Source organism: Nocardia aobensis NBRC 100429 (assembly GCF_000308375.1).
Lineage (GTDB): Bacteria > Actinomycetota > Actinomycetes > Mycobacteriales > Mycobacteriaceae > Nocardia > Nocardia aobensis.
In genome coordinates this window covers 18,542-40,081 of the sequence record NZ_BAFQ01000011.1, presented here as the reverse complement: position 1 = coordinate 40,081, position 21,540 = coordinate 18,542, and the positions used below count along the sequence as shown (strand labels likewise).

Here is a 21,540-nt window from a genome sequence, read left to right as displayed (position 1 = left end):
GATAACCGAGCGAGCGTCAGGCAAACAGACTGTGACGCAGGTCGCTACTCGGTAGTGAATTGGCAGCTCGGGCGAGCACGGCACACACGGTTCACACTTTCTTCGCGGCACACGGTCTCGGTCCGATGAATCCGAAAGGCCCGACACCGGACACCGCCCGCGCCGAGACGATCAGCTATGGGGGATCGTTGCTGAATCGTGTCCTTTTCGGAGTGCCGGATGCGGAAAGTCGTATCACCCATGTGACCGAACTTCCGGCCCGCGCGGCGCGCACCAGCGGATGGCCTTCGTGGGCCGCCCCGGAAGTGGTCGACGCGCTGCGGGAATCCGGTGTCGAAGCACCGTGGGCACATCAGATCCGCACCGCGGAACTGGCCGCGGAGGGCACCCACGTCGTCGTCTGCACCGGGACGGCGTCGGGCAAATCCCTGGGGTATCAGCTGCCGGTATTGACCGACCTGCGGCGAGATCCGCGGGCGACCGCTCTGTATATATCGCCGACCAAAGCGCTCGGGGCCGATCAATTCCGCGCGGCCGCGCAGCTCACCCATGCCGGCAGCCTGCGCGATATCCATCCGGCCACCTACGACGGCGATACTCCGCCCGAGGTCAGGCAGTGGGTGCGGGCGAACGCGCGGTGGCTGTTCACCAATCCCGACATGCTGCACATCGGCATCCTGCGGGCCCACCAGCGCTGGGCTCGGATGCTGCGGCGGCTGCGCTATGTGGTGGTCGACGAATGCCACGCCTATCGGGGTGTATTCGGGTCCCAGGTCGCGATGGTGCTGCGCCGGCTGCGGCGGCTGGCCGCGCATTACGGCGCGAATCCGACCTTCGTCCTGTGCTCGGCGACCAGCGCGGATCCGGCCGCGGCCGCCGAACGGCTGATCGGTGCGCCGGTGACCGCGGTGACCGACGACGGTTCGCCGCAGGGCGCGCGGACGGTCGCCCTGTGGGAGCCTCCGCTGCTCGGCGACCTCGGCGGTGAGAACGGCGCCCCGGTGCGGCGGGCGGCCACCACGGAAGCGGCCCGGATCATGACCGACCTGGTCGTCGAGGGTGCGCGGACGTTGACCTTCGTTCGTTCCCGCCGGGCCGCCGAGGTAGTCGCCATCGACGTACAGCGCATGCTGGCCGAGGTGGATCCGTCGCTGGCCGGGCGCGTGGCGGCCTACCGGGCCGGATACCTGGCCGAGGACCGGCGCGAACTGGAGAACGGCCTGGCGGACGGGTCGCTGCTGGGCGCGGCCACCACGACCGCACTCGAACTGGGCGTCGACATCGCCGGGCTGGATGCCGTGGTGATGGCGGGTTTTCCGGGGACCGTCGCCTCGTTCTGGCAGCAGGCAGGGCGGGCCGGACGTCGTACCCAGGGCTCGCTGGTGCTGCTGGTGGCCCGCGACGATCCGCTCGACACCTATCTCGTCCATCACCCGCACGCTCTGCTGGACAAGCCGGTCGAGGCGACCATCACCGATCCGCACAATCCCTACGTCGCCGGACCACATCTGCTGTGCGCGGCCTGCGAACATCCCCTGACCGACGCCGAGCTGGACGACCTCGGCGTCCGGGACGTGGCCGCCGACCTCGCCGCGCAGGGGCTGATCAAGCGCCGGGAGAACGGCGGTGGACCGGCCCGCTGGTATCCCACCTCGAGCGCCTATCCGCACGACGACGTCGATGTCCGGGGCGGAATCGGCTCCCAGATCGCGATCGTCGACGCGACCAGCGGCAGGCTGCTGGGCAGCGCGGATTCCGGGCGGGCGCCCGCGACACTGCACGCCGGTGCCGTACATCTGCATCAGGGCGAGACCTACGTGGTCGACGAACTGGACCTCGAGGCCGGAGTCGCGTTCGTCCACGCCGAGCAGCCCGGTTGGACCACCAGCGCCCGGATGGTCACCTCGGTCGCGATCGACGAGCGCACGCACGAGCAGGTATACGGCCGCGTCACCGCCGCACTGGCCAGAGTCCGGGTAACCCGCCAGGTGGTCGGTTATCTGCGCACCCTTCCCAGCGGAGAGGTCCTCGACCTGATCGAACTCGACATGCCCGAGCAGACGCTGCCGACCCAGGCCGTGTTCTACACCGTCACGCCGCGACTGCTGGCCGCGGCGGGGATCGAGCCACGCCGCGTGGCCGGCGCCCTGCACGCCGCCGAACATGCCGCGATCGGGATGTTGCCGCTGGTCGCGAGCTGTGACCGGTGGGATGTGGGCGGCGTGTCCATCGCCGAGTACCCCGATACCGGGCTGCCGACCGTCTTCGTCTACGACGGCCATCGCGGCGGAGCCGGATTCGCCGAGCGCGGTTTCGCCCGGTTGCGGACCTGGTTGGCGGCCACCCGGGCGGCCATCGCCTCCTGTTCGTGCCCACAGGGCTGCCCCTCGTGCGTCCAATCCCCGAAATGCGGCAACGGGAATTCCCCGTTGGACAAGCAAGGCGCGGCCGCCCTGCTGACGGCCGTCCTCTCCGATCTGCCCGACGAGGCGCCGAACTGACCGGCGGGGCCCAACATTGCAGGCCATGACCTGCTCGAATCCGTTTCGTGACGATGCGGACACCGCCGGTAGACGTGGACGCCTCCCAGACCGACGGGCCGCGCCCCGGATTCGGCGCCGACTGCCCGCTGCCCGAATAAAGAGGAAGTCGATCATGTTAACCGGCGCATTGCCCTAGCGAATAACGGCCATGTGCGCATTCACATGTGTGCATTTATCGGAATCCCGCAGCGCCGAATGCTTGCACAATTGTGCCCGCCGAATTGAATGCCGGCCGAATGGGAAATCCACGACACTTACCGCTCCATACTGTGGCTCGGGTCACCCATTCTTTCTCACACCAACCGTCCGGTATTCATGATCGTTATTCCGCACTCACCGGACCGGCTCGCGCGACCGCCACAACTGATCGCTTGCCCAAAAGAGCGAGCGGCACCGAACCATCGACGGTTACCGTCACATCCCAATCCCGGATCGCACACGCACGTAGCCGCATCCGCATTCGCCGCACTACCGAATCCGCTTGTTCACAGGCCGCCTCGGCGCCGGAATCCAGTGCACCCGCTGCGGCCAATGCCGCCGAATCGGCGGCACTCTGCGCCAGGTGGCGTGCGCACACCACCGCCGCGAACTGCACGATCACGATCGTCACCACCAACAGTGCGGTGAGCGCCAGACATGCGGTGACCGTGGCGCCCCCGTCGCACCCGCGGCAGCGGCACGCGGCCGGCGCCATCGCGGCCCGCGCCGGTCCGTCCGCTGTCATCGCGGCTCTCCCGGTTCACGCACGGCGACCGCCTCGGCCCGTAACCGCAGCATGGGCAGCAGCGGCGCCCGCGCCCGGACGACGGCGACGATCCGGTCGCCCTCCGCACGCACCTCGATATCGGCGCCGGGCGGTGCCACCCGCTGTGCCGCCGGCAGAGCTTCCGCCTCGGCGCCGCGCGCCGTGAGACGAGCCGCTTCCCGAGCGGCGTCGATACAGCGGATCTGCATCGACGCCGCCAGCAACGCTTCCACGCAGAGCACGACGACCACGACCACCGCCGCCAGCGCGATCGCCGCCTCGACCGTGACCGCACCCCGCTCGCTCGTGCGGGCCGACCTCATACGGTGGTGTTCAGTGCCCTGTCGATGATCTTGGTCAGCGCGTTGACGATGGAGTCGCCGGTCACCACGGTGTAGAGCACCGCCCCGAACGCCGCCGCGGCGATCGTCCCGATGGCGTATTCGGCGGTACTCATCCCGTCGTCGGTGACCGCTACCTGGATCAGCCGCGAACGTAGTTCTCGCACAACCGATTGCGTTGCTGTCAACATCGGTCTCCCCTTTCTCTACGGTCGGCGCGGCGGATCCGCACCGAGTCTCTCGTGTGGTCACCACAACCCACCGCCGAGTACTCGACCGGCCAGTCCGGCGACCACCGGAACGATGCCGAGACAGACGAAAGCCGGCAGGAAGCACAGCCCGAGCGGGCCGCTGATGAGTACGCCCGCGCGTTCCGCACGCGCGGCGGCGGCATCCTCGACCGCGGCGCGGCACTTCTCGGCGAGTTCGGAGACCGCACCGGTCAGGGCCGCACCGGAGCGGGCCGAACGGCGCACCAGCCGGGCGAGCGCGGACATCTCCGCCCCGGGCGCTTCCCGGGCCGCTCGCTCCCATGCGGTGACCGGATCCGCGCCCAGCGCCAGCAGATCCGCCGCCCGGCGCAGTGCCGAGGCGAAGGGTTCCGGGGCGATCGGGGCCACCGCGCGCGCCGCCGTGGCGGTCGGCAGACCTGCCCGCAGACACGAGGCGAGCAGGTCGAGTGCCGAGGCCACCGCCAGCGGGTCACCTGCGCCCGGGCGCAGGTCCTGCCGCGGCGTGGGTGATGCGCCGCGGGCCGCGCGGAGGCGGGCGACCGGTGTGATCCGGCCCGGAAGGGCCAGCAGCGCGGCACCGGAACAGAGCAGTGCCATCGGAAGGCCGCTCATACCGATACCCGCCGCGTGATGGCATCCGCCCACAGCAATCCAACGCCGATCAGTCCGGCGCCCAAGGGAAAGACGATCGTTCCGACCCCTCGGCTCATCAGCACGTGCAGCGGGTGCGCGCCCATCAGCTGTCCGAGCGCGATGCCCAGCAGCGGAAGTCCGGCCAGCACCGCGGCGCTGGCACGCGCACCCGCCAGCGCGGCGTTCGTGCGGTCGCTGAATCGCATCCGCCCGGCGAGGTCGTCGCGGGCCGCGCTCAACAGTTCGGCCAATGCCAGGCCGTGCCGCTCGGCCACCTCCCAGGCGTCCGCGACACGATCGAGTTCGCTGGTGACGGCGCAGGGGCGGCCGCGCAATCCGTCCGCGGCCGAACCACCGAGCCGGGCCCGGGCGGCGCTCACCGCGAAGGCCGCTCCGACGGCTCCGCCGATCTCCGCAGCCGCGACCGCGGCGGCAGCGCTGGGATGCGCTCCTGTGCGCAATTCACCGATCACCACTTCCAGCCCGTCCAGCAGTTTCCGGCATTCGCCGTCGTGGCGGCGCTCCTCGCGGCGGTTCTTCGCGCGCACGGTCAACGTGATGGCGAGCACCGCGGCCGCACCCGCGACCCCGGGACCGAGGACGACCGCCGTCACCACCGCCGAAGCCGTCACGCCGCGAATGATCCAGCGGCTCCGCATATTTCGCTCCTCAGTCGGCCGTCCACACAGAGCGCCCAGCCGGTGCCGCCGGGCCGGGGTCGGCAGGAGCAGCAAGGCTCCCGCGCCGCACAGCAGACTCACCGTCATTGCCGCGACCGTTCGTCCAGCAACCGATGCAGGGCGGTATTCGCCGGTGTTGCAACGACATCCGCCGACCAGGCGGTCTCGATGCGCACACCGGCCTCCCCGGCACGGGTCACCAGTCCGATTTCCTGCAGGACTCGCCGGCCGTCGGATCGGCGCCGCATGGCGAGCACGACCTGGACCGCCGCGGCGAGCTGACTGTGCAGCCCCGCACGTCCCATTCCGCCCAGTGCCGCAAGGGCTTCCAGCCGGGCGGGCACCTCGCGGGGCGAGTTCGCATGGACCGTTCCGGCGCCCCCGTCGTGTCCGGTGTTCAGGGCGGTGAGCAGGTCCACCACCTCGGCCCCGCGCACCTCCCCGATGACGATCCGATCCGGCCGCATTCGCAACGCCTGCCGGACCAGGTCCCGAACCGTGATGGCACCTATGCCCTCCACATTGGCGATGCGCGCGACCAGCCGGACGACATGCGGATGCGGCGGCGACAGTTCGGCGGCATCCTCGACGCACACGATCCGCTCGGAGGGGTCGACGTGCGCCAGCAGAGCCGACAGCAGCGTGGTCTTCCCGGCGCCGGTGCCGCCGACCACCAGAAACGCGAGCCGCGCGCGAATGATCTTCTCCAGCAGCAGTTCCGAATCCGGCGTGAGCGTGCCGGAGGTGGTCAGCCCGCGCAGGCTGTGCCCGACCGGACGCAGGACGCGCAGCGAGATACACGTTCCGCCCTGTGCGATGGGCGCGAGGACCGCGTGCAACCGGACTCCGAAGCTCTCGCCGGGCGCTCGCTCGTATTCCGGCAACCGCCCGTCGACCCATGGCTGCGCATCGTCGAGCCTGCGACCGGCGGCGAGCGCCAGGCGCTGAGCCAGCCGCCGCACCGCCGCTTCGTCCGGGAAGCGGATCGAGGTGCGTTCCAGACCGCTCCCGCGGTCGATCCACACTGCATCGGGTGCGGTCACCAGCACATCGGAGACCCGGGCATCGTGCAGCAGCGGTTCCAGCGCGCCGGCGCCGGTCATCTCCGTCTGCAGCAGACGCAGTGCGCGCAGCAGGTCCGTATCGCCGAGGACGCGGCCGGCTTCGGCACGGATGGCGGCGGCCAGGCGTGCCGGATCGTGTTCACCGGGCTGGGCGGCCAGTCGCTCCCGCACCCGGTCGAGGAGTTCGGTGCTCACCACGCCGCTCATCGAGCACCGTCCGGCAGTGCGGACAGCACCGACTCCGCTCCGGCGAACAGCGGGCCGCGGCCGAGCGTCAGGCCGCCGCGTTCCAGAGTGCCCGCGAGCCCGGGTTGAGCGCGCATGGCGGCCAGCAGCGGCAGCCCCAACGCCTCCGCGATGTCTCGTCCGCGCAGCCCGCCGGGCGCGGGCCCTCGAACGACCAAGGCCTGGTTGGGATTTCGACGACGAACATCCGCGACGACGGCCCCGGCGGCAGCCACCGCGCGCAACCGGGCCGGCGCCACGAAGATGACGAGATCGGCGGCATCGAGGAGATGAGCGGTATGCGGGCCCCTGCTGCCGGAGATATCGCACACCACCAGATCGCCGGCGCCGCGGCCGGCCTCGACGACGGCGCGGGCCGCACCGGTGCCGATGTCGTCCGGTCCGGAACCGGCCGGTCTGCTGCACGCCAGGACACCGAGTCCCGGTGCGGCGGCGGGTAGTGCGTCGTGCAGGGCTTGCGCGGCCACTCGGCCGTCCTCGACGGAGAGGTCGGGCCAGCGCAGTCCCGGCACCGACTCGATACCCAGCAGCAGATCGATGCCGCCGCCGAGCGGGTCGCCGTCGACGAGCAGGATCTGCGGCCGGAACCGCCGGGCCGCAGCCGTCAAGGCCAGTGCCGCGGCGAAGACCGAGGCCCCGGCACCACCCCCTGCGCCGACGACGGCCAGGACGAGTCCGTCGCCGGGATCGCGCCAGGCATAGGCGGCGAAGGCCTCGATCAGCGTCTCGGTGTTGCCCGGCAGCGCGATGACCTGCTCGGCGCCGACCGCCGCGGCGGCCTGCCAATGGTCGAGATCCGGTTCACCGGCGCCGACCAGCACCACGCCCGAGCGGCGCGGATATCCGGCCTCGGAGCAGGTACGCGCCGCCGCGAGGTCGATGATCACCAGCGCTGCCGCGGCCCAGGCATGCCTGCCGACGGGCATCGAGCGTTCGTCCAGGCCACGGTCGGCAGCGGCCGCGATGCGCCGCACTTCGTCGCGCAACCGGAGGTCGCCCACCAACATCAGCGCCGGAGGAGGAACTGCTGCAACGGAATTCATGTCCGCCAGCCTCACCCGGTTCGGCCCGGCGAACCAGGGTCCGAACGCCGAATGTGGACAACTCGCGGGCTGTGGATAAACACTGCACGCCGAGTAACAGCTGAACGGTCCGGAAATAGAGGACGGCCCCAGCCGGGGGGGGAGGAGGCTGGGGCCGTCGGGGTTCAGCCCCGGGGGGTCGGGCTGAACGCGCCTGGACCATGTCCAGGTGCCAGCAATACTACACCCAGAAACCGGCCGCAATGCAAGTCCATCGCATGACGAAGTTTCGCCCGGAGCGGGGCGGCTCCCAGGGCGTCGAGCGGGGCGTGTGGCCGGGCTGAACGCCCCGTCGACGGGGAAGCTCCCTATCCTGGAGCCGTGACGGCCGAGGGCGACCAAACAGCTACGAACGATCGGGCCGCCGGGGATACCGGGCACCCGCGACACCGCAACGACGCAGCAGCGAACCGCGCGCAGGAGACGAGGGATGCGCCGTCCGCACCCCGGATCGCCGCCTTCTTCGATCTGGACAAGACGGTCATCGCGAAGTCGAGTGCGTTCGTCTTCAGCCGGCCGTTCTTCGCCCAGGGGCTGATCGATCGGCGCACCGTGCTGGAGTCCAGTTACGCGCACTTCCTGTTCCTGCTCTCCGGCGCCGACCACGACCAGATGGAGCGGATGCGCGAACACCTGACGAAGATGACGGCCGGCTGGGATGTGTCGCAGGTGCGCTCGATCGTCGCCGAAACACTGCACGAACTGGTGGATCCGCTGATCTATGCCGAGGCCTCGGATCTGATCGCCGACCACAAGATCCGCGGCCACGACGTCGTGATCGTCTCGGCGTCGGGCGAGGAGATCGTCGCCCCGATCGCCGCCGCGCTGGGCGCCACCCATACCGCGGCCACTCGCATGGTGGTCGAAAACGGTAAGTACACAGGCGAAGTCGAGTTCTACTGCTACGGCGAGGGCAAGGTCGAGGCGATCGAGAAACTGGCCGCGACCGAACGCTACGACCTCTCGCGCTGCTACGCCTACTCCGATTCGATCACCGATCTGCCGATGCTGTCGGCGGTCGGACATCCCACCGCGGTCAATCCCGACCGGAATCTGCGACGCGAGGCGATAGCCCGGGAATGGCCGATCCTGACCTTCTCGAATCCGGTGTCACTGTGGTCGCGCATTCCCGCGCCGTCGACCACGACGGTGGCCGCCACGGCGGTGGTCGGGGTGAGCGCGGTACTGGCCGGCGCCCTCAGTTACCGGCTGCTGCGCCGGCGCCGCTGAGGGCGGCATTCCTGGCACATCGAGGCTGGTCAACGACGCGCAACCCATCGATGTAACCACGATTCGGGGGGCCACACGCCGATTATGAGTAATGTCCTCTCGACCCTTGATGTGAGGGGGCTCACAGAGTAACAATGGACGCACGGAGGGGCGGAAGGCCAAGATCGAAACGGAAGAGAAGGTTCGATCTCCCATCCGCACTTCCCAGCACGGACGCCAGGCACCCACGCGGAGCGCGCCGCGACAAGGGCAGAAGCGTTGTGGGCCTGCGAAATTCGAATTCACGTCGGCAATGGCCTCGCACAAGTTGCGGGGATGAACCGGCGGAGTCCGGATGATCGCCGAGGCCGCAGAACACAACCCGACAAGCACGCTTGGTAACCGGGTAGTCCGTGCTAGCGGGCGGTGAGGCCGACGACGGCTACGCCGCCCGCTTCGATGTGCGGACCCTTTTCGCCCTCGCTGCGATCAGCACTCATCCCGCCACGTTCATCCCCCGCGCTCATCCCGCCGCGTCGGCGATCGATCGCGCCTCGCGAGCACCGTCCTCCAGCGCGCCGCAGCAGAACACCACCCAACCGCCCACACCCTCGGCCGTCCCCTCGGCGAAGCCCGCCGCGGCGTCGACGTAAGCCTGACGGCGCCGCAACCAGAAGACCTCGGGCACGCCGAGGCTGTGCGGATCCAGGCCGCTCGCGACGGCGACCAGCCGGGACGCCGCCCGCGCCACGACGCCGTCGGCGGAACCGAAGGGGCGCAACGACATCAACTCGCCGTGCACCACCGCGGCCAGCACGGGGGCCGGCGCATTCGAGGTCAGCACGGTCTGAGCCAGCAGATCGAGCCGTTCGGCGACACCCGGTTCGGGTCGCGGGCGGCCGAGACCGATTTCGTCGTCGACCAGATCGGCCGCGGCGAGCAGATGCAGACGAGCCAGCGCCTGCAGGGGCGCCCGCTGCCACACACCGACCAGATTGCGCAGCGCGTCACCGTCGAGGGCCTGCCCGACCCGCAGCGCCCCCGCGAGAATCGGGTCGCCGACCCGGCCGTCGGCGGGCAGCTCGGTGGCCCCGCCGTCGATCGCCGCCGAGGACCGCGCCGCGCGGACCGCCGCCTCGGCCGCCGTGGTCGGCCAGCCCCGCCGGTTCGCCTTGTGCCGGTGGACTTCGGCGAGCGCGTCGCGGGCGCGGTCGGCCGCATCGCGGACACCGGGCAGCTCGACCAGGGGTTGCAGCACATCGGTCACGACCCACACGCTAGCCGAGCGCATCACGGGGCCGACCGGGGTCCGCGTCCCGGGCCCACCGTTCGGGACCGGTACGCGGCGCAGGTCACAGTCCGTTAGGGTCACATCGTGGCCGCGGTCACGCTGCGGCCGACGCGTATCCGATGGACAGGCCCGATGGAGGCGAGATGACCGACACCACCGCTGAGCACCGAGACGTGTACCCGCCTACCGCCGAATTCGCCGCGGCGGCCAATGCCGATGCGTCCATCTACGAGCGGGCGACGGCGGATCGCGACGGGTTCTGGGCCGAGCAGGCGCAGCGGCTGCACTGGCATCAACCGTGGGATCGGGTGCTGGACTGGGACGACGCGCCGTTCGCGCGCTGGTTCACCGGCGGCAAGCTCAACGTCGCCTACAACTGCGTGGACCGCCACGTCGCCGACGGCTACGGCGACCAGGTCGCCATCCACTGGGAAGGTGAGCCCGGCGATTCCCGCTCGATCACCTACGCCCAACTGCAGGCCGAGGTGAGCCAGGCCGCCAACTACTTCACCGAACTCGGCCTCGTCGCCGGCGATCGGGTCGCGATCTACATGCCGATGGTTCCCGAGGCCATCGTCTCGATGCTGGCCTGCGCGCGGCTGGGCCTGACCCATTCGGTGGTCTTCGCCGGCTTCTCCCCCAGCGCCCTGCGCCAGCGCGTCGACGACGCCGAGGCCCGCCTGGTGATCACCACCGACGGACAGTGGCGCCGCGGTAAGGCCGCACCGCTGAAGGAAGCCGTCGACGAGGCGCTCTACGCCCACGGCGACGTGCCGCACAGCGTGGAACACGTACTGGTGGTGCGCCGCACGAATATCGAGATCCCGTGGACCGAGGGCCGCGACCTGTGGTGGCACGAAACCGTCGCCCAGGCCAGTCCCGAGCACGAGGCCCAGCCTTTCGATGCCGAGCACCCGCTCTACATCCTCTACACCTCCGGCACCACCGGAAAACCCAAGGGCATCCTGCACACCTCCGGCGGCTACCTGACCCAGGTCGCCTACACCCACCACTACGTCTTCGACCACAAACCCGGCGCCGACGTGTACTGGTGCACCGCCGACATCGGCTGGGTCACCGGGCACTCCTACATCGTGTACGGCCCGCTGGCCAACCGCGCCACCCAGGTCGTCTACGAGGGCACCCCCAACTTCCCCGACGAGCACCGGCACTGGCAGATCATCGAAAAGTACGGTGTCACAATCTATTACACCGCACCCACGCTGATCCGCACCTTCATGAAGTGGGGCCGCGAGATCCCCGACGCCCACGATCTGTCCTCGCTGCGCGTGCTCGGCTCGGTCGGCGAACCGATCAACCCCGAAGCGTGGCGCTGGTACCGGGAAGTCATCGGCGCGGGCAGCGCACCCATCGTGGACACCTGGTGGCAGACCGAAACCGGCGCCATCATGATCTCCCCGCTGCCCGGCATCACCCCCGCCAAACCCGGCGCCGCCATGGCCCCGCTGCCCGGCATCACAGCGAAAGTCGTCGACGAGGAAGGCAATTCGGTCGAAAACAATCGAACCGAAGCCGAATCTTCGGACCGCTCCGCAAGCTCCGCGGTCGTCGGATACCTCGTCCTCGACCAGCCGTGGCCGTCGATGCTGCGCGGCATCTGGGGCGACGACGAACGCTACAAGGCCACCTACTGGGAACGCTTCGCCGCCCAGGGCTGGTACTTCGCCGGCGACGGCGCCAAGATCGACGCCGACGGCGCGCTGTGGGTCCTGGGCCGCGTCGACGACGTCATGAACGTCTCCGGCCACCGCATCTCCACCGCCGAAGTCGAATCCGCGCTCGTCGGCCACCACAGCGTCGCCGAGGCCGCGGTCGTCGGCGCCAGCGACGCCACCACCGGACAGGGCATCGTCGCCTTCGTCATCCTCACCGGCGGCTCGAACAACTCCGGACAACAACTGGTGGACGAGCTCAAGGCCGAGGTCTCCCGCGAGATCAGCCCCATCGCACGCCCCCGCGAGATCCACATCGTGCCCGAACTGCCCAAGACCCGCTCCGGCAAGATCATGCGCCGCCTGCTGCGCGACGTCGCCGAGGGCCGCGAACTCGGCGACACCTCCACCCTGGTCGACCCCAACGTGTTCGAAGCCATCCGCGCCTCCAACGCCTGATCGACCGCGCTTGTCGAACCCACGTCCGGTGCCGCACCGGGCGTGGGCTCGCCCGTTCGCGCCGCTGGAACGCGAAGGCGGCGGTAGCCGGTCACATCGGAACCGGTAAAATTCGTCGAGGAGTGCCGGGAAGTCTGGTCGGCGTGTGGTTGGTGAGCCCGTTGCGGGAGTGCCCGCCGCAGTCGCCGTCCGCTCCCGAAAGGATCTCCGTGATCGTCGCGCTGCGCTCCGAGCTCGCTCGTTATCTCCGCACCGAAACCGTCGGCGGCGCATTACTGCTCGTCGCCGCGGCGGTGGCGCTGCTGTGGGCCAACTCTCCGTGGCGCGACAGCTATTTCGCGATGGTGGACACGCCCCTCGCGATCCCGCCGCTGCATCTGGACCTCACTCTGGGCGATTGGACCGAGGACGGTCTGCTCGCGGTGTTCTTCTTCGTCGCCGGGCTCGAGCTCAAACGCGAACTCGTCGTCGGCGAGCTGGCCGATCGCAAACGGGCCACGCTCCCGGTGGTGGCCGCGGTGGGCGGGGTGATCACCCCCGCGGTGATCGCCTTCACCATCGGCTGGGGTGTGCCGGGGATGGATCGCGGCTGGGCGATTCCGGTGGCGACCGATATCGCCTTCGCGCTGGCCGTCCTGGCCATGACCGGCTCGCGAATTCCGGCCGGGGCGAGGGTGTTTCTGCTCAGCCTGGCCGTCGTCGACGATCTGATGGCGATCGTCTTGATCGCGGTGCTGTTCACGACCACGGTGGCCGTCGGCTGGCTGGCCGGCGCGGCCGCCTGCTTCGCGGGCTGGGCCGTGGCGCAACGACTGCGTATTCGTACCCCGCTGGTGTATGTGCCGCTGGCGCTGCTGTCGTGGTACGCCCTGCACGAGGCCGGGATTCATCCCACGCTGGCGGGTGTGATCTGCGGGCTGCTGACCCGGGTACGCCCGGATCCGGAGGAGGACGAGGCGCCGGCGGCCCGGCTGGAGCATCTGTTCCAGCCGATTTCCGCGGGCGTGTGCGTCCCGTTGTTCGCTCTGTTCGCCTCCGGAGTTCCGTTGTCCACCAAGGTTTTCGGCGAAATGTTCACCTCCCGGCTGTCCCTGGCGATCATCGCCGGACTGCTCATCGGCAAAACCGTGGGCATCTTCGGCTCGAGCTGGCTGGCGATACGGTTCGGAATCGCCAGGCGGCCCGCCGGTCTCGGCAATCGGGATATGTCGGCCCTGTCGGTACTGGGCGGGATCGGTTTCACCGTTAGCCTCTTGGTGGCAGAACTCGCGTTGCCCGACCGGGCCGCGACCGAACTGGCGAAAGCCGCCGTGTTGATGACGTCCTTGGCGGCCTCTCTGCTCGGTTCGGCGCTACTGTTGCGGCGTGGGCGGGCGCATCAGGCGCGGCGAGACGCGAGTGCGGCCACCGAATACGAGTGAAGGCCGGACAGCACCGGGACATGGAGAAGGGTCGAGCAATTGAGCTTCACAAACGGCGGTAACGACGCGGGCCGAAACCGGACCATCACCTCGATTCCGCTGTCCGAGGTCGATACCACCGCGAATGCCAGCGTCGGGGATCTGGTGCGCGACGCCGCCGAGCAGATGTCGACGCTGGTCCGCGCCGAGGTGGAGCTGGCCAAGGCCGAGGTGACCGGCGAGATCAAGAAGGGCCTGCAGGGCAGCGTCTTCTTCATCGGCGCGCTGACGGTGCTGCTGTTCTCGTCGTTCTTCTTTTTCTTCTTCCTCGCCGAGCTGCTGGATGTGTGGCTGTACCGGTGGGCGGCGTTCCTGATCGTCTTCGTGCTGATGATCGTCGTGGTGGCGGTGCTGGGGCTGCTCGGCTACCGGAAGGTCCGCAAACTGCGCGCGCCGGAGAAGACGATCGAATCGCTCAAGGAAACCCGGACGGTGCTGCCGCACGGCTTCGGCTCACACGCCGACGGCCCGGCCGGCAAGCCGACGGCATAGTCCGGCGATTACGCTTTCGGCGTGTCGTCGAATCCGCTTCCCGATCCGTCCAGCGTCCGCTTCGACGGCCCGTGGACGCATCGCGACGTGCACGCCAACGGCATCCGCTTCCACATCGCCGAGGGCGGCGCCGACGATGCGGTGGGCGATCCCGCGCGGCCGCTGGTCGTCCTGCTGCACGGCTTCGGCGATTTCTGGTGGTCTTGGCGGCATCAGCTGACCGGCCTCACCCAGGCCGGCTATCGCGCGGTCGCGGTCGATCTGCGCGGGTACGGCGATTCCGACAAGCCTCCGCGCGGCTACGACGGCTGGACGCTGGCCGGTGATATCGCCGGCCTGGTGCGGGCGCTCGGGCATACCGACGCCACCCTGGTCGGCCATGCCGAGGGCGGGCTGGTGTGCTGGGCGACCGCGGTGCTGCATCCGCGGGTGGTGCGGTCGATCGCGTTGATCGCGTCACCGCATCCGGTGGCGTTGAAGCGGGCCGTGCTGCGCGATCGTCGCCAGCGCGCGGCCTATCTGCCGAATTTCCTGCGGTATCAGCTGCCGCGGTACGGCGAGCGCCGGCTGACCCGCCAGGACGGATTCGAAATCGAACGTCTCGTGCGCGAGCGGGTCGCGCCGCGGTGGGCGGGCACCACGGAGTTCGTCGACACCGCCCAGCGCATGCGCTCGGCGATCCGGATACCCGGCGCGGCGCACTGCGCCCTGGAGTATCAGCGCTGGGCCTTCCGCAGTCAGTGGCGTCCGGACGGCCGCCGCTTCCTGGCGGCGATGCGCGAACCCGTCCGTGTGCCGACGCTGATCCTGCGCGGCGACGCCGACCACTACATGCTCGAATCCACCGTGCGCGGCGCCGGCAAACTCGCGCCCGGCCGCCGCGTGGTCACGATTCCGGCGGCGGGGCACTTCGCCCACCAGGAGAATCCGGACGCCGTCACGACGGAACTGTCGAAACTGCTGGGCGACCCGGCCACCGCGCAATACGCCTGACGCGAGCGGATCCTCAGCTCAGGACGCAGTCACCGGTGCCGACGGGCGCGGTCGAATTCGACGCGGCCTCCAGATCGGATTCGACCTCCTTCAAGGTGAGGACATAGCCGGTGTCGTCGTCGGTGACCGCCGCGCCGAAGACCACGCCCAGCACCTCACCGTCGGTGTCGACCAGGGGGCCACCGGAATTGCCGGCGCGGACCCGGCCACGCACGGTGTAGACCTGCCGTTCGACGGTGTTGCTCTTGTAGATGTCGGGACCGGTCAGCTCGAGCGTCTCGCGGACCCGGGCCGCGCTGGCGGTGTAGGGGCCACCGCCGGGATAGCCGAGGACGATCGAACTCTGGCCGGACTTTCCGGGCGACGGCGCGAGCGGGATCACCGGCGCGTTGAGTCCGGGAACGGCCAGGATGGCGACGTCCTTGGACGGATCGAACAGCACGACCGTCGCGTCCAGGCGGCCGCGCGCGGTGTCGACCTGCACGGTGGAGGTGCCCGCGACCACGTGCGCATTGGTCATGATGCGCTCGGGCGCCACGACGAATCCGGAGCCCTCCAGCGCGCGCTGGCAACTCGGCGCGACCCCGTTCACACGCAACACGCTGTGCTGAAGATTCAGCGCGACGGGCGTGTCGAGAACGCTCGGGTCCGGCGGCTCGACCGCGGCGATCGGCGCGCGGCCGAACGGGCCGATCACCTCCGGCAGGCCCGACGTGTTGAGCAGTTTGGAGAATTCGTTCGGCACCCGGCGCAGCCAATTCGGCGCGACCCCGTTCACGTCGGCGAGCACCCGGGAGCCGTTGACCGCGGCCGCGATACCCGGTTGCGACGACGATGCCAGCGGCAACGCCAGCAGCCAGGCGGTGACCAGCACGGCCACGCACTGCAGCGCCGCACCCACCACGCTGTCGATACTGCGGGTGAACGGATGCCGCATACCGCTGCGCGCCGCGCGGCCGAGCACCATGCCCGCCACCTCGCCGACGATCACCAGCGCGACGATGAGCACGACGCCCACCAGGACGCGCTTACGGCCCTCGCTGATGTGCTGCAGGATGTGCGGCGCGATCAGGATGCCGGCCACCGCGCCGAGCACCACACCGAGAAATCCGAGCGCCGAGGCCACCGCACCCTGTCTCCACCCCGAGGTGGCGGCCAGCAGCGCGATGATGACGACCGCGAGGTCGAGCCACCCGGAACTACTCATAACGTCATCCCCACTGCCGCGAGCGAAGCCTGCAGATCACGCACGTCGTGGTGATCCCAGTCCCGCTCCCATCCCGATACCGCAAGCAGACCGGCGAGCACACCGGCGGTGAAACCCCAGACGAGCATGCCATCGACCGCGAAGGCCGGCCCCATGTACCCCAGGGGATGGCGAACGACGAACCGGTTCGCCGGGTCGATCAGATCCGCCAGCGGCACCCGCACCACGCGGGCGGCTTCGGTTTCGCTGACCACCCCCACCTCCCCGGGCGTGCGCCAATACGCGACCACGGGCGTGACGTCGAACCGGGACGGTGGGACGAAGATCTTGGGCAGGACGGCGAACGGTTCGACACCCACGGGGTCGAGACCGGTCTCCTCGCGCGCCTCGCGCAGTGCGGTGCCGACGGGACCGTCGTCACCCGGCTCCACGCCTCCGCCGGGGAACGCGACCTGCCCGCGATGTTGGCGCAGGGTGGCCGCACGCTGAGTCAGCAATACGTCCGCGTCGGCGGGCAGGCCGCCACGAGCTCCCGGATCGGCGTCCGGCGAACCGCCGAACAACACGAGTACCGCGGCCTCCCGGGGTCGCAACGCGGCCGATACCAGCTTGCCCGCGGTGCGATTGAGCACCTGATTCACGCCCGTCGGATCGGCCGGTTCGTGTTCGGCGACTCCGCGCAACCAGTCCGGGATGTCGGTGGCGAGCAGGTGCGGCCGGTGTTCTGCTGTCGAATTGTCGTTCATATCGGATCTATCGGGCACGGACGAGGTCCTCCACGGTTGTGCGCACTGCCTCCGCGTCCGGTCCGTACCGGTCGTGCCGGATCAATCCCTCGCCTGTCCTCGCGTCCTGCCCGTTCACACCCGCACCCCCAATTCCTGCGCGACCGTGGCGGCGACGTCGTCGGCGGTATCGAACGGCCGGACCACCACCTTCGCGATCGAACCGTCGGCGCGGACCAGGACCGAGACCGGCAGGACCGCCGGCGCCCGCACCGCCGTCCGCACCTTTCCGGCGCCGTCCTGCGTACCCGGCAGATGCACGTCGAGGTCGCGCAACCGGGCCATCGCCTTGGCCTCGTCGGGATCGCTGTGCACGGTCAGCACGGTCAGCGCGCTACCGGCGCGGGCCGAGAATTGCTGCAGCGCGGGCAGTTCCCGCGCGCACGGCTCACACCAGTAGGCCCACAGATTCACCAGGGCCGGACGGCCGGCCAACGCCTCGCCGAGGTCGACCGGACGCCCGTCGGCCAGACATTCGAGCGTGATTCCGGCCAGCGGACCGGCGGCAGGCGTAGGTGGCCGCCCCGTCGGATCACCCGGCCGCGGGCAATCGGCCAGTGCGGCCGCGGCACGCTGCCCGTCGGACACCGCAGCCGGCCCACCCTGGACCGCGGTGGTGGTGACGGACGGGCCGCGGTCGTCGCCGCGCGGCCAGACCGCGACCGCGAGCGCCACCACCGCTATGAGAATGACGAACGCCCATCGCCACGCCGTCGGAACCGATTTCACCGGCCCACCAATTCGAGCAGATGCTCGGCCTCGGGTCCCTTCACCAGTGCGGCGGCCGTCACGGGGTCGGTCGGGCCGATTCCGAACGAGGGGCAATCCTTGGCCAGCAGGCAGGCGCCGCACGCCGGTTTACGGGAATGGCAGACGCGGCGGCCGTGGAAGATCACCCGATGCGAGAGCATCGTCCATTCCTTGCGCTCGATCAGTTCGCCGACGGCGTGTTCGATCTTGACCGGATCGTCCTCGGTGGTCCATTTCCATCGCTGCACCAGTCGCGAGAAATGGGTATCGACAGTGATTCCCGGCACATCGAAGGCATTGCCGAGGATGACATTGGCGGTCTTGCGCCCGATGCCCGGCAATTTCACCAATTCGGACATCGTGTGCGGCAGCACGCCGTCGTGCTGTTCCACCAACGCCTGTCCCAGCCCGATCAGCGAACTCGTCTTGTTGCGGTAGAAGCCGGTGGGCCGGATGTATTCCTCGAGTTCCGTGCGGTCGGCCGCGGCATAGGCCTCGGCGTCGCGGTACCGTGCGAACAATGCCGGGGTCGTCTGATTCACCCGGACGTCGGTGCATTGCGCGGAAAGGATTGTGGCAACGGCCAATTCGAGCGGGGTGGTGAAATCCAGTTCGCAGTGCGCGTCGGGAAATGCCAGCGCCAGCGTGCGATTCATCCGCCGGGCGCGGCGTACCAGACCCAGCCGGGTTTCGTCGGCGAATCGGGCGGCCGGTTTCGAGTTCGCACTCGCGGATTTCTGCGGAGATTTTTTTCGAGCCACTGAACTCGATTCGGTCGATGTGACCGACGCCGCATCGGTGGCCGTCGCGGCCGTCTCGTGCCCGTTCACGGCGGTGGATCTGGGTTCACGCACTCGTCCACCATACGGAACCGCACCGACGTGAGCGCGATCGCGAACAATCCCCGTGTTCCATCTGAGACCTTCTCCGTGTTTACTCACCCGTATGCAAGGACTCGCTGTGGTGCTCTTCCCGGTGGTGTTGATGCTTTTCGCACTGTTCATGGAACGTGTCGAAAACCGCCTGCGCAAGCTGCTCGAACCGGGTGAAGAGGTCCAGCAATATCTGGACAGGGCTAGCAATGCCGAGGTCAACGAGCTGGCCAAGTTGGGCGTGCCCGCGCACGCCGGCTCCGGCGGCCGCCGCCGTAATCGCGACGAATTGGACGTCGCCCAGGCCAGCTGACCCGATTCCGCCGCCCGGCGATACCGCCGCCCCGACCCGCGAATACCCGAGCCCGGGAACTTTCCGCGGCGCCGCGCCCGTTCACAAACCGCACGTTACGTGGTGTCTGTCACTACGCTGCGTGGATGGCAAGTAGACTGCACTGTCGGCCGAACGCTTCGGTCCAGCACTGTGGCGAGCGACGCCGAGCCAGGCGGCAGCCTGCGTACCACGTAGGGACCCGCTGACGCCGCAGTAAGCACCGTCAATTCCCATAAGGAGCACATTCGTGGACGAGGCCCTCGCCAGAGCAGGCATCTTCCAAGGCGTCGAGCCCACCGCGGTGGCTGCTCTCGCCAAACAGCTTCAGCCTGTGGATTTTCCACGTGGCCATGTCATTTTCAACGAGGGCGAGCCCGGCGATCGGCTGTACATCATCACGTCGGGCAAGGTGAAGATCGGCCGCCGTTCCCCGGACGGGCGCGAGAACCTGCTGACCATCATGGGCCCGTCGGACATGTTCGGCGAGCTGTCGATCTTCGACCCGGGCCCGCGTACCTCCACGGCCACCACGGTGACCGAGGTGCGTGCGGTGACCATGGATCGCGATGCGCTCAAGGCGTGGATCGACCAGCGGCCGGAGATCGCCGAACAGTTGCTGCGGGTGCTCGCCCGTCGCCTCCGGCGTACCAACAACAACCTGGCCGACCTGATCTTCACCGATGTCCCGGGTCGAGTCGCCAAGGCGCTGCTGCAACTCGCGCAGCGGTTCGGCACTCAGGAGGCCGGTGCCCTGCGGGTCACCCACGACCTCACCCAGGAAGAGATCGCCCAGCTGGTCGGCGCCTCGCGCGAGACGGTGAACAAGGCCCTGGCCGATTTCGCCCACCGCGGGTGGCTGCGCCTCGAGGGTAAGAGCGTGCTGATCTCCGATTCGGAGCGGCTGGCTCGCCGGGCGCGGTAGGGATTTCCCACCGCGCTCCGGCGCATCCGGCTCAGTTCCGGCCGCGCAGATAGGCGAGCTGGGCCTTGACCGAGCTGCGCGCGGCCGGCCACAGCCGTTTGTCCACATCGGCGTAGACCTTCGCCACGATCTGCAGCGGTGTCGCGTTCTCACCCAGTTCGCGCAAGGCCGCCCGCACCTGGTCCAGGCGCTGATGCCGATGCTCGATGTAGTAACCGATCACCGGCTCGGCCCGCGGGTGGTCGGGGCCGTGCGCCGGGAGCAGCGCACGGCCGGGGGCGTGCCGGGCGAGCAGCGCGAGCGAGTCGAGATAGTCGCCGAGTGCGCCGTCCCGCGATTCCAGCACCGTCGTACCGCTGCCGAGCACGGTATCGCCGGTGATCAGCGCGTCGTCGAGCAGCAAGCTGACCGAATCCTGGGTGTGCCCCGGGGTGCCCAGCACCGTCAGGCGCAGCCCGGCCGCCTCGACCACTTCGCCGTCGGTGAGCGGCGCCGAGGAGCCGGACAGATATTTCGGATCCATCGCCCGTACCGGCGTTCCGGTCAGCTTCACCAGCCGATCGATGCCGCCGGTGTGGTCGTGATGGTGATGGGTGATCAGCGTCAGCGCGATATTGCCGTCGGTGGCGCGGGCGATCGCCTCGCTGTGCGCCTTGTCCTTGGGCCCCGGATCGATCACCACACAGTCGGATCGATTCGGCGCCCGCAGAATCCAGGTGTTCGTACCCTCCAGGGTCATCTGGTTCGGATTGTCGGCCAACAACACCGAAGCGGTCCCGGTGACCGGCCGCAGTTGTCCGTACGCGGGATGAGTGAGGGTCATCTCCCTTGCCTACCGCACTTCGGCGATCAGCTCCACCTCAACCGGAGTGTTCTTGGGCAACTCGAAAACGCCGACCGCGGACCGGGCGTGCACTCCCGCCGCGCCGAAGACCTCGCCCAGCAGCTCGGACGCGCCGTTGATCACCAGCGGCTGATCGGTGAAACCCGGCGCCGAGGCGACGAATCCCACCACCTTCACGATTCGCACGACCGCGTCCAGACCGACCAGATCGTGGACCGCGGCCAGCGCGTTCAACGCGCACAGCCCGGCCGCACGCGCGGCGTCCTCGACGCTCACGTCGGCGCCGACCTTGCCGGTCGCCGACAGCGCGCCGTCGACGAACGGCAGCTGGCCGGCGGTGTAGACCAGCGAACCGCTGCGCACGGCCGGAATGTAGGCGCCCGCCGGAGCCGCGACCGGCGGCAGGGCGAGACCCAGCCGTTCGAGGTTGGCCCGCCAGTCGGTGCCGGCCGTCACTGCTTGGGCCGCTTCAGGTAGGCCACGTGCTGCTCCCCGGTCGGCCCCGGCAGCACCGTGACCAGTTCCCAGCCGTCGGCGCCCCACTGATCCAGAATCTGTTTGGTCGCATGCGTCAACAGCGGCACCGTCGCGTATTCCCAGACCGTCACATCACTCATGTCGCAGAAGCGTACTGGGTGAACCGGCGGTGAATTGTGCGGCCGAGCGACTCGTCACGGACCGA

23 protein-coding genes are annotated in these 21,540 nt (G+C 69.3%); 8 read left to right on the top strand and 15 right to left on the bottom strand.

The annotated features are described in order from the left end of the window. The first annotated feature begins 125 nt into the window (after positions 1 to 125). On the top strand, positions 126 to 2,501 hold the full coding sequence (gene sftH, locus RJ03_RS01820) for a DEAD/DEAH box helicase (RefSeq protein WP_051024136.1): 2,376 nt from the start codon (positions 126 to 128) through the stop codon (positions 2,499 to 2,501). Positions 2,502 to 2,865: 364 nt separating this feature from the next. Here the strand turns inward: sftH and RJ03_RS01815 are convergent, their stop codons facing one another. From RJ03_RS01815 to ssd, 7 genes are all read right to left on the bottom strand, one after another. Continuing rightward, positions 2,866 to 3,267 (bottom strand): Rv3654c family TadE-like protein, encoded by a 402-nt coding sequence (locus tag RJ03_RS01815; RefSeq protein WP_306304657.1) that lies wholly within the window; start codon positions 3,265 to 3,267, stop codon positions 2,866 to 2,868. After that, entirely contained in the window at positions 3,264 to 3,611 is a 348-nt protein-coding gene (locus RJ03_RS01810) for a TadE family type IV pilus minor pilin (protein WP_036497392.1), read from the bottom strand. The genes RJ03_RS01815 and RJ03_RS01810 overlap by 4 nt, the downstream gene beginning before the upstream one ends. Further along, a complete protein-coding gene (locus RJ03_RS01805; protein ID WP_036497391.1) occupies positions 3,608 to 3,820 on the bottom strand; it encodes a DUF4244 domain-containing protein in 213 nt (70 codons plus the stop codon). The genes RJ03_RS01810 and RJ03_RS01805 overlap by 4 nt, the downstream gene beginning before the upstream one ends. A 57-nt stretch (positions 3,821 to 3,877) precedes the next feature. Beyond that, complete coding sequence (locus RJ03_RS01800) at positions 3,878 to 4,474, bottom strand: type II secretion system F family protein (RefSeq protein ID WP_036497389.1); 597 nt, start codon at positions 4,472 to 4,474, stop codon at positions 3,878 to 3,880. After that, positions 4,471 to 5,154 carry a type II secretion system F family protein gene (locus tag RJ03_RS01795; RefSeq protein WP_306304656.1) on the bottom strand — a complete coding sequence of 228 codons (684 nt, stop codon included), beginning with the start codon at positions 5,152 to 5,154 and terminating at the stop codon, positions 4,471 to 4,473. Before RJ03_RS01795 ends, RJ03_RS01800 begins: the two co-directional genes overlap by 4 nt. Positions 5,155 to 5,258: 104 nt before the next feature. Next, positions 5,259 to 6,446: a TadA family conjugal transfer-associated ATPase gene (locus RJ03_RS01790; RefSeq protein ID WP_036497386.1), complete on the bottom strand. Its 1,188-nt coding sequence runs from the start codon at positions 6,444 to 6,446 to the stop codon at positions 5,259 to 5,261. Further along, positions 6,443 to 7,528, bottom strand: a complete 1,086-nt coding sequence (ssd, locus tag RJ03_RS01785; RefSeq protein WP_036497385.1) for a septum site-determining protein Ssd — start codon at positions 7,526 to 7,528, stop codon at positions 6,443 to 6,445. Before ssd ends, RJ03_RS01790 begins: the two co-directional genes overlap by 4 nt. Before the next feature lie 489 nt (positions 7,529 to 8,017). On the opposite strand from ssd, the gene RJ03_RS01780 reads away from it, so the two are divergent. Further along, positions 8,018 to 8,797 carry an HAD-IB family hydrolase gene (locus tag RJ03_RS01780; protein ID WP_036497409.1) on the top strand — a complete coding sequence of 260 codons (780 nt, stop codon included), beginning with the start codon at positions 8,018 to 8,020 and terminating at the stop codon, positions 8,795 to 8,797. Between the two features lie 502 nt (positions 8,798 to 9,299). On the opposite strand, the gene RJ03_RS01775 is transcribed toward RJ03_RS01780, so the two are convergent. Then, positions 9,300 to 10,043 (bottom strand): Fic family protein, encoded by a 744-nt coding sequence (locus RJ03_RS01775; RefSeq protein ID WP_036497407.1) that lies wholly within the window; start codon positions 10,041 to 10,043, stop codon positions 9,300 to 9,302. Positions 10,044 to 10,210: 167 nt separating this feature from the next. On the opposite strand from RJ03_RS01775, the gene acs reads away from it, so the two are divergent. The 4 genes from acs (at position 10,211) to RJ03_RS01755 (ending at position 15,144) form a co-directional block, all read left to right on the top strand. After that, complete coding sequence (gene acs / locus RJ03_RS01770) at positions 10,211 to 12,199, top strand: acetate--CoA ligase (protein WP_036497383.1); 1,989 nt, start codon at positions 10,211 to 10,213, stop codon at positions 12,197 to 12,199. Between the two features lie 209 nt (positions 12,200 to 12,408). Then, on the top strand, positions 12,409 to 13,620 hold the full coding sequence (gene nhaA, locus RJ03_RS01765; protein ID WP_036497382.1) for a Na+/H+ antiporter NhaA: 1,212 nt from the start codon (positions 12,409 to 12,411) through the stop codon (positions 13,618 to 13,620). Between the two features lie 39 nt (positions 13,621 to 13,659). Then, entirely contained in the window at positions 13,660 to 14,151 is a 492-nt protein-coding gene (locus RJ03_RS01760; protein ID WP_036497381.1) for a phage holin family protein, read from the top strand. Between the two features lie 21 nt (positions 14,152 to 14,172). Continuing rightward, positions 14,173 to 15,144 (top strand): alpha/beta fold hydrolase, encoded by a 972-nt coding sequence (locus RJ03_RS01755; RefSeq protein WP_036497380.1) that lies wholly within the window; start codon positions 14,173 to 14,175, stop codon positions 15,142 to 15,144. A 13-nt stretch (positions 15,145 to 15,157) separates the two neighbouring features. Here the strand turns inward: RJ03_RS01755 and RJ03_RS01750 are convergent, their stop codons facing one another. The 4 genes from RJ03_RS01750 to nth all read right to left on the bottom strand — a co-directional run bounded on the left by RJ03_RS01750 (position 15,158) and on the right by nth (position 18,569). Continuing rightward, on the bottom strand, positions 15,158 to 16,351 hold the full coding sequence (locus tag RJ03_RS01750) for a MarP family serine protease (RefSeq protein ID WP_036497378.1): 1,194 nt from the start codon (positions 16,349 to 16,351) through the stop codon (positions 15,158 to 15,160). Further along, a complete protein-coding gene (locus RJ03_RS01745) occupies positions 16,348 to 17,097 on the bottom strand; it encodes an NUDIX hydrolase (protein WP_051024135.1) in 750 nt (249 codons plus the stop codon). The genes RJ03_RS01750 and RJ03_RS01745 overlap by 4 nt, the downstream gene beginning before the upstream one ends. 114 nt (positions 17,098 to 17,211) lie before the next feature. Continuing rightward, on the bottom strand, positions 17,212 to 17,865 hold the full coding sequence (locus RJ03_RS01740) for a TlpA family protein disulfide reductase (protein WP_036497376.1): 654 nt from the start codon (positions 17,863 to 17,865) through the stop codon (positions 17,212 to 17,214). Then, positions 17,862 to 18,569, bottom strand: a complete 708-nt coding sequence (gene nth, locus RJ03_RS01735) for an endonuclease III (RefSeq protein WP_244970159.1) — start codon at positions 18,567 to 18,569, stop codon at positions 17,862 to 17,864. Before nth ends, RJ03_RS01740 begins: the two co-directional genes overlap by 4 nt. A 262-nt stretch (positions 18,570 to 18,831) precedes the next feature. Between nth and RJ03_RS01730 the strand changes: the two genes are divergently transcribed. Both RJ03_RS01730 and RJ03_RS01725 read left to right on the top strand, forming a co-directional pair. Continuing rightward, positions 18,832 to 19,071 carry a hypothetical protein gene (locus RJ03_RS01730; protein ID WP_030516432.1) on the top strand — a complete coding sequence of 80 codons (240 nt, stop codon included), beginning with the start codon at positions 18,832 to 18,834 and terminating at the stop codon, positions 19,069 to 19,071. A gap of 268 nt (positions 19,072 to 19,339) precedes the next feature. Further along, positions 19,340 to 20,014: a Crp/Fnr family transcriptional regulator gene (locus RJ03_RS01725; RefSeq protein ID WP_019044571.1), complete on the top strand. Its 675-nt coding sequence runs from the start codon at positions 19,340 to 19,342 to the stop codon at positions 20,012 to 20,014. A 31-nt stretch (positions 20,015 to 20,045) separates the two neighbouring features. On the opposite strand, the gene RJ03_RS01720 is transcribed toward RJ03_RS01725, so the two are convergent. Genes RJ03_RS01720 through sp36 form a run of 3 tightly spaced genes read right to left on the bottom strand, consistent with a single transcriptional unit; the run spans position 20,046 to position 21,475 of the window. After that, positions 20,046 to 20,837 carry an MBL fold metallo-hydrolase gene (locus tag RJ03_RS01720; RefSeq protein WP_036497374.1) on the bottom strand — a complete coding sequence of 264 codons (792 nt, stop codon included), beginning with the start codon at positions 20,835 to 20,837 and terminating at the stop codon, positions 20,046 to 20,048. 9 nt (positions 20,838 to 20,846) lie between these two features. Continuing rightward, positions 20,847 to 21,314 carry a RidA family protein gene (locus RJ03_RS01715; RefSeq protein WP_036497372.1) on the bottom strand — a complete coding sequence of 156 codons (468 nt, stop codon included), beginning with the start codon at positions 21,312 to 21,314 and terminating at the stop codon, positions 20,847 to 20,849. Continuing rightward, positions 21,311 to 21,475 (bottom strand): Sp36 family protein, encoded by a 165-nt coding sequence (sp36, locus tag RJ03_RS36655; RefSeq protein ID WP_085997207.1) that lies wholly within the window; start codon positions 21,473 to 21,475, stop codon positions 21,311 to 21,313. The genes RJ03_RS01715 and sp36 overlap by 4 nt, the downstream gene beginning before the upstream one ends. Between the last annotated feature and the right edge of the window lie 65 nt (positions 21,476 to 21,540).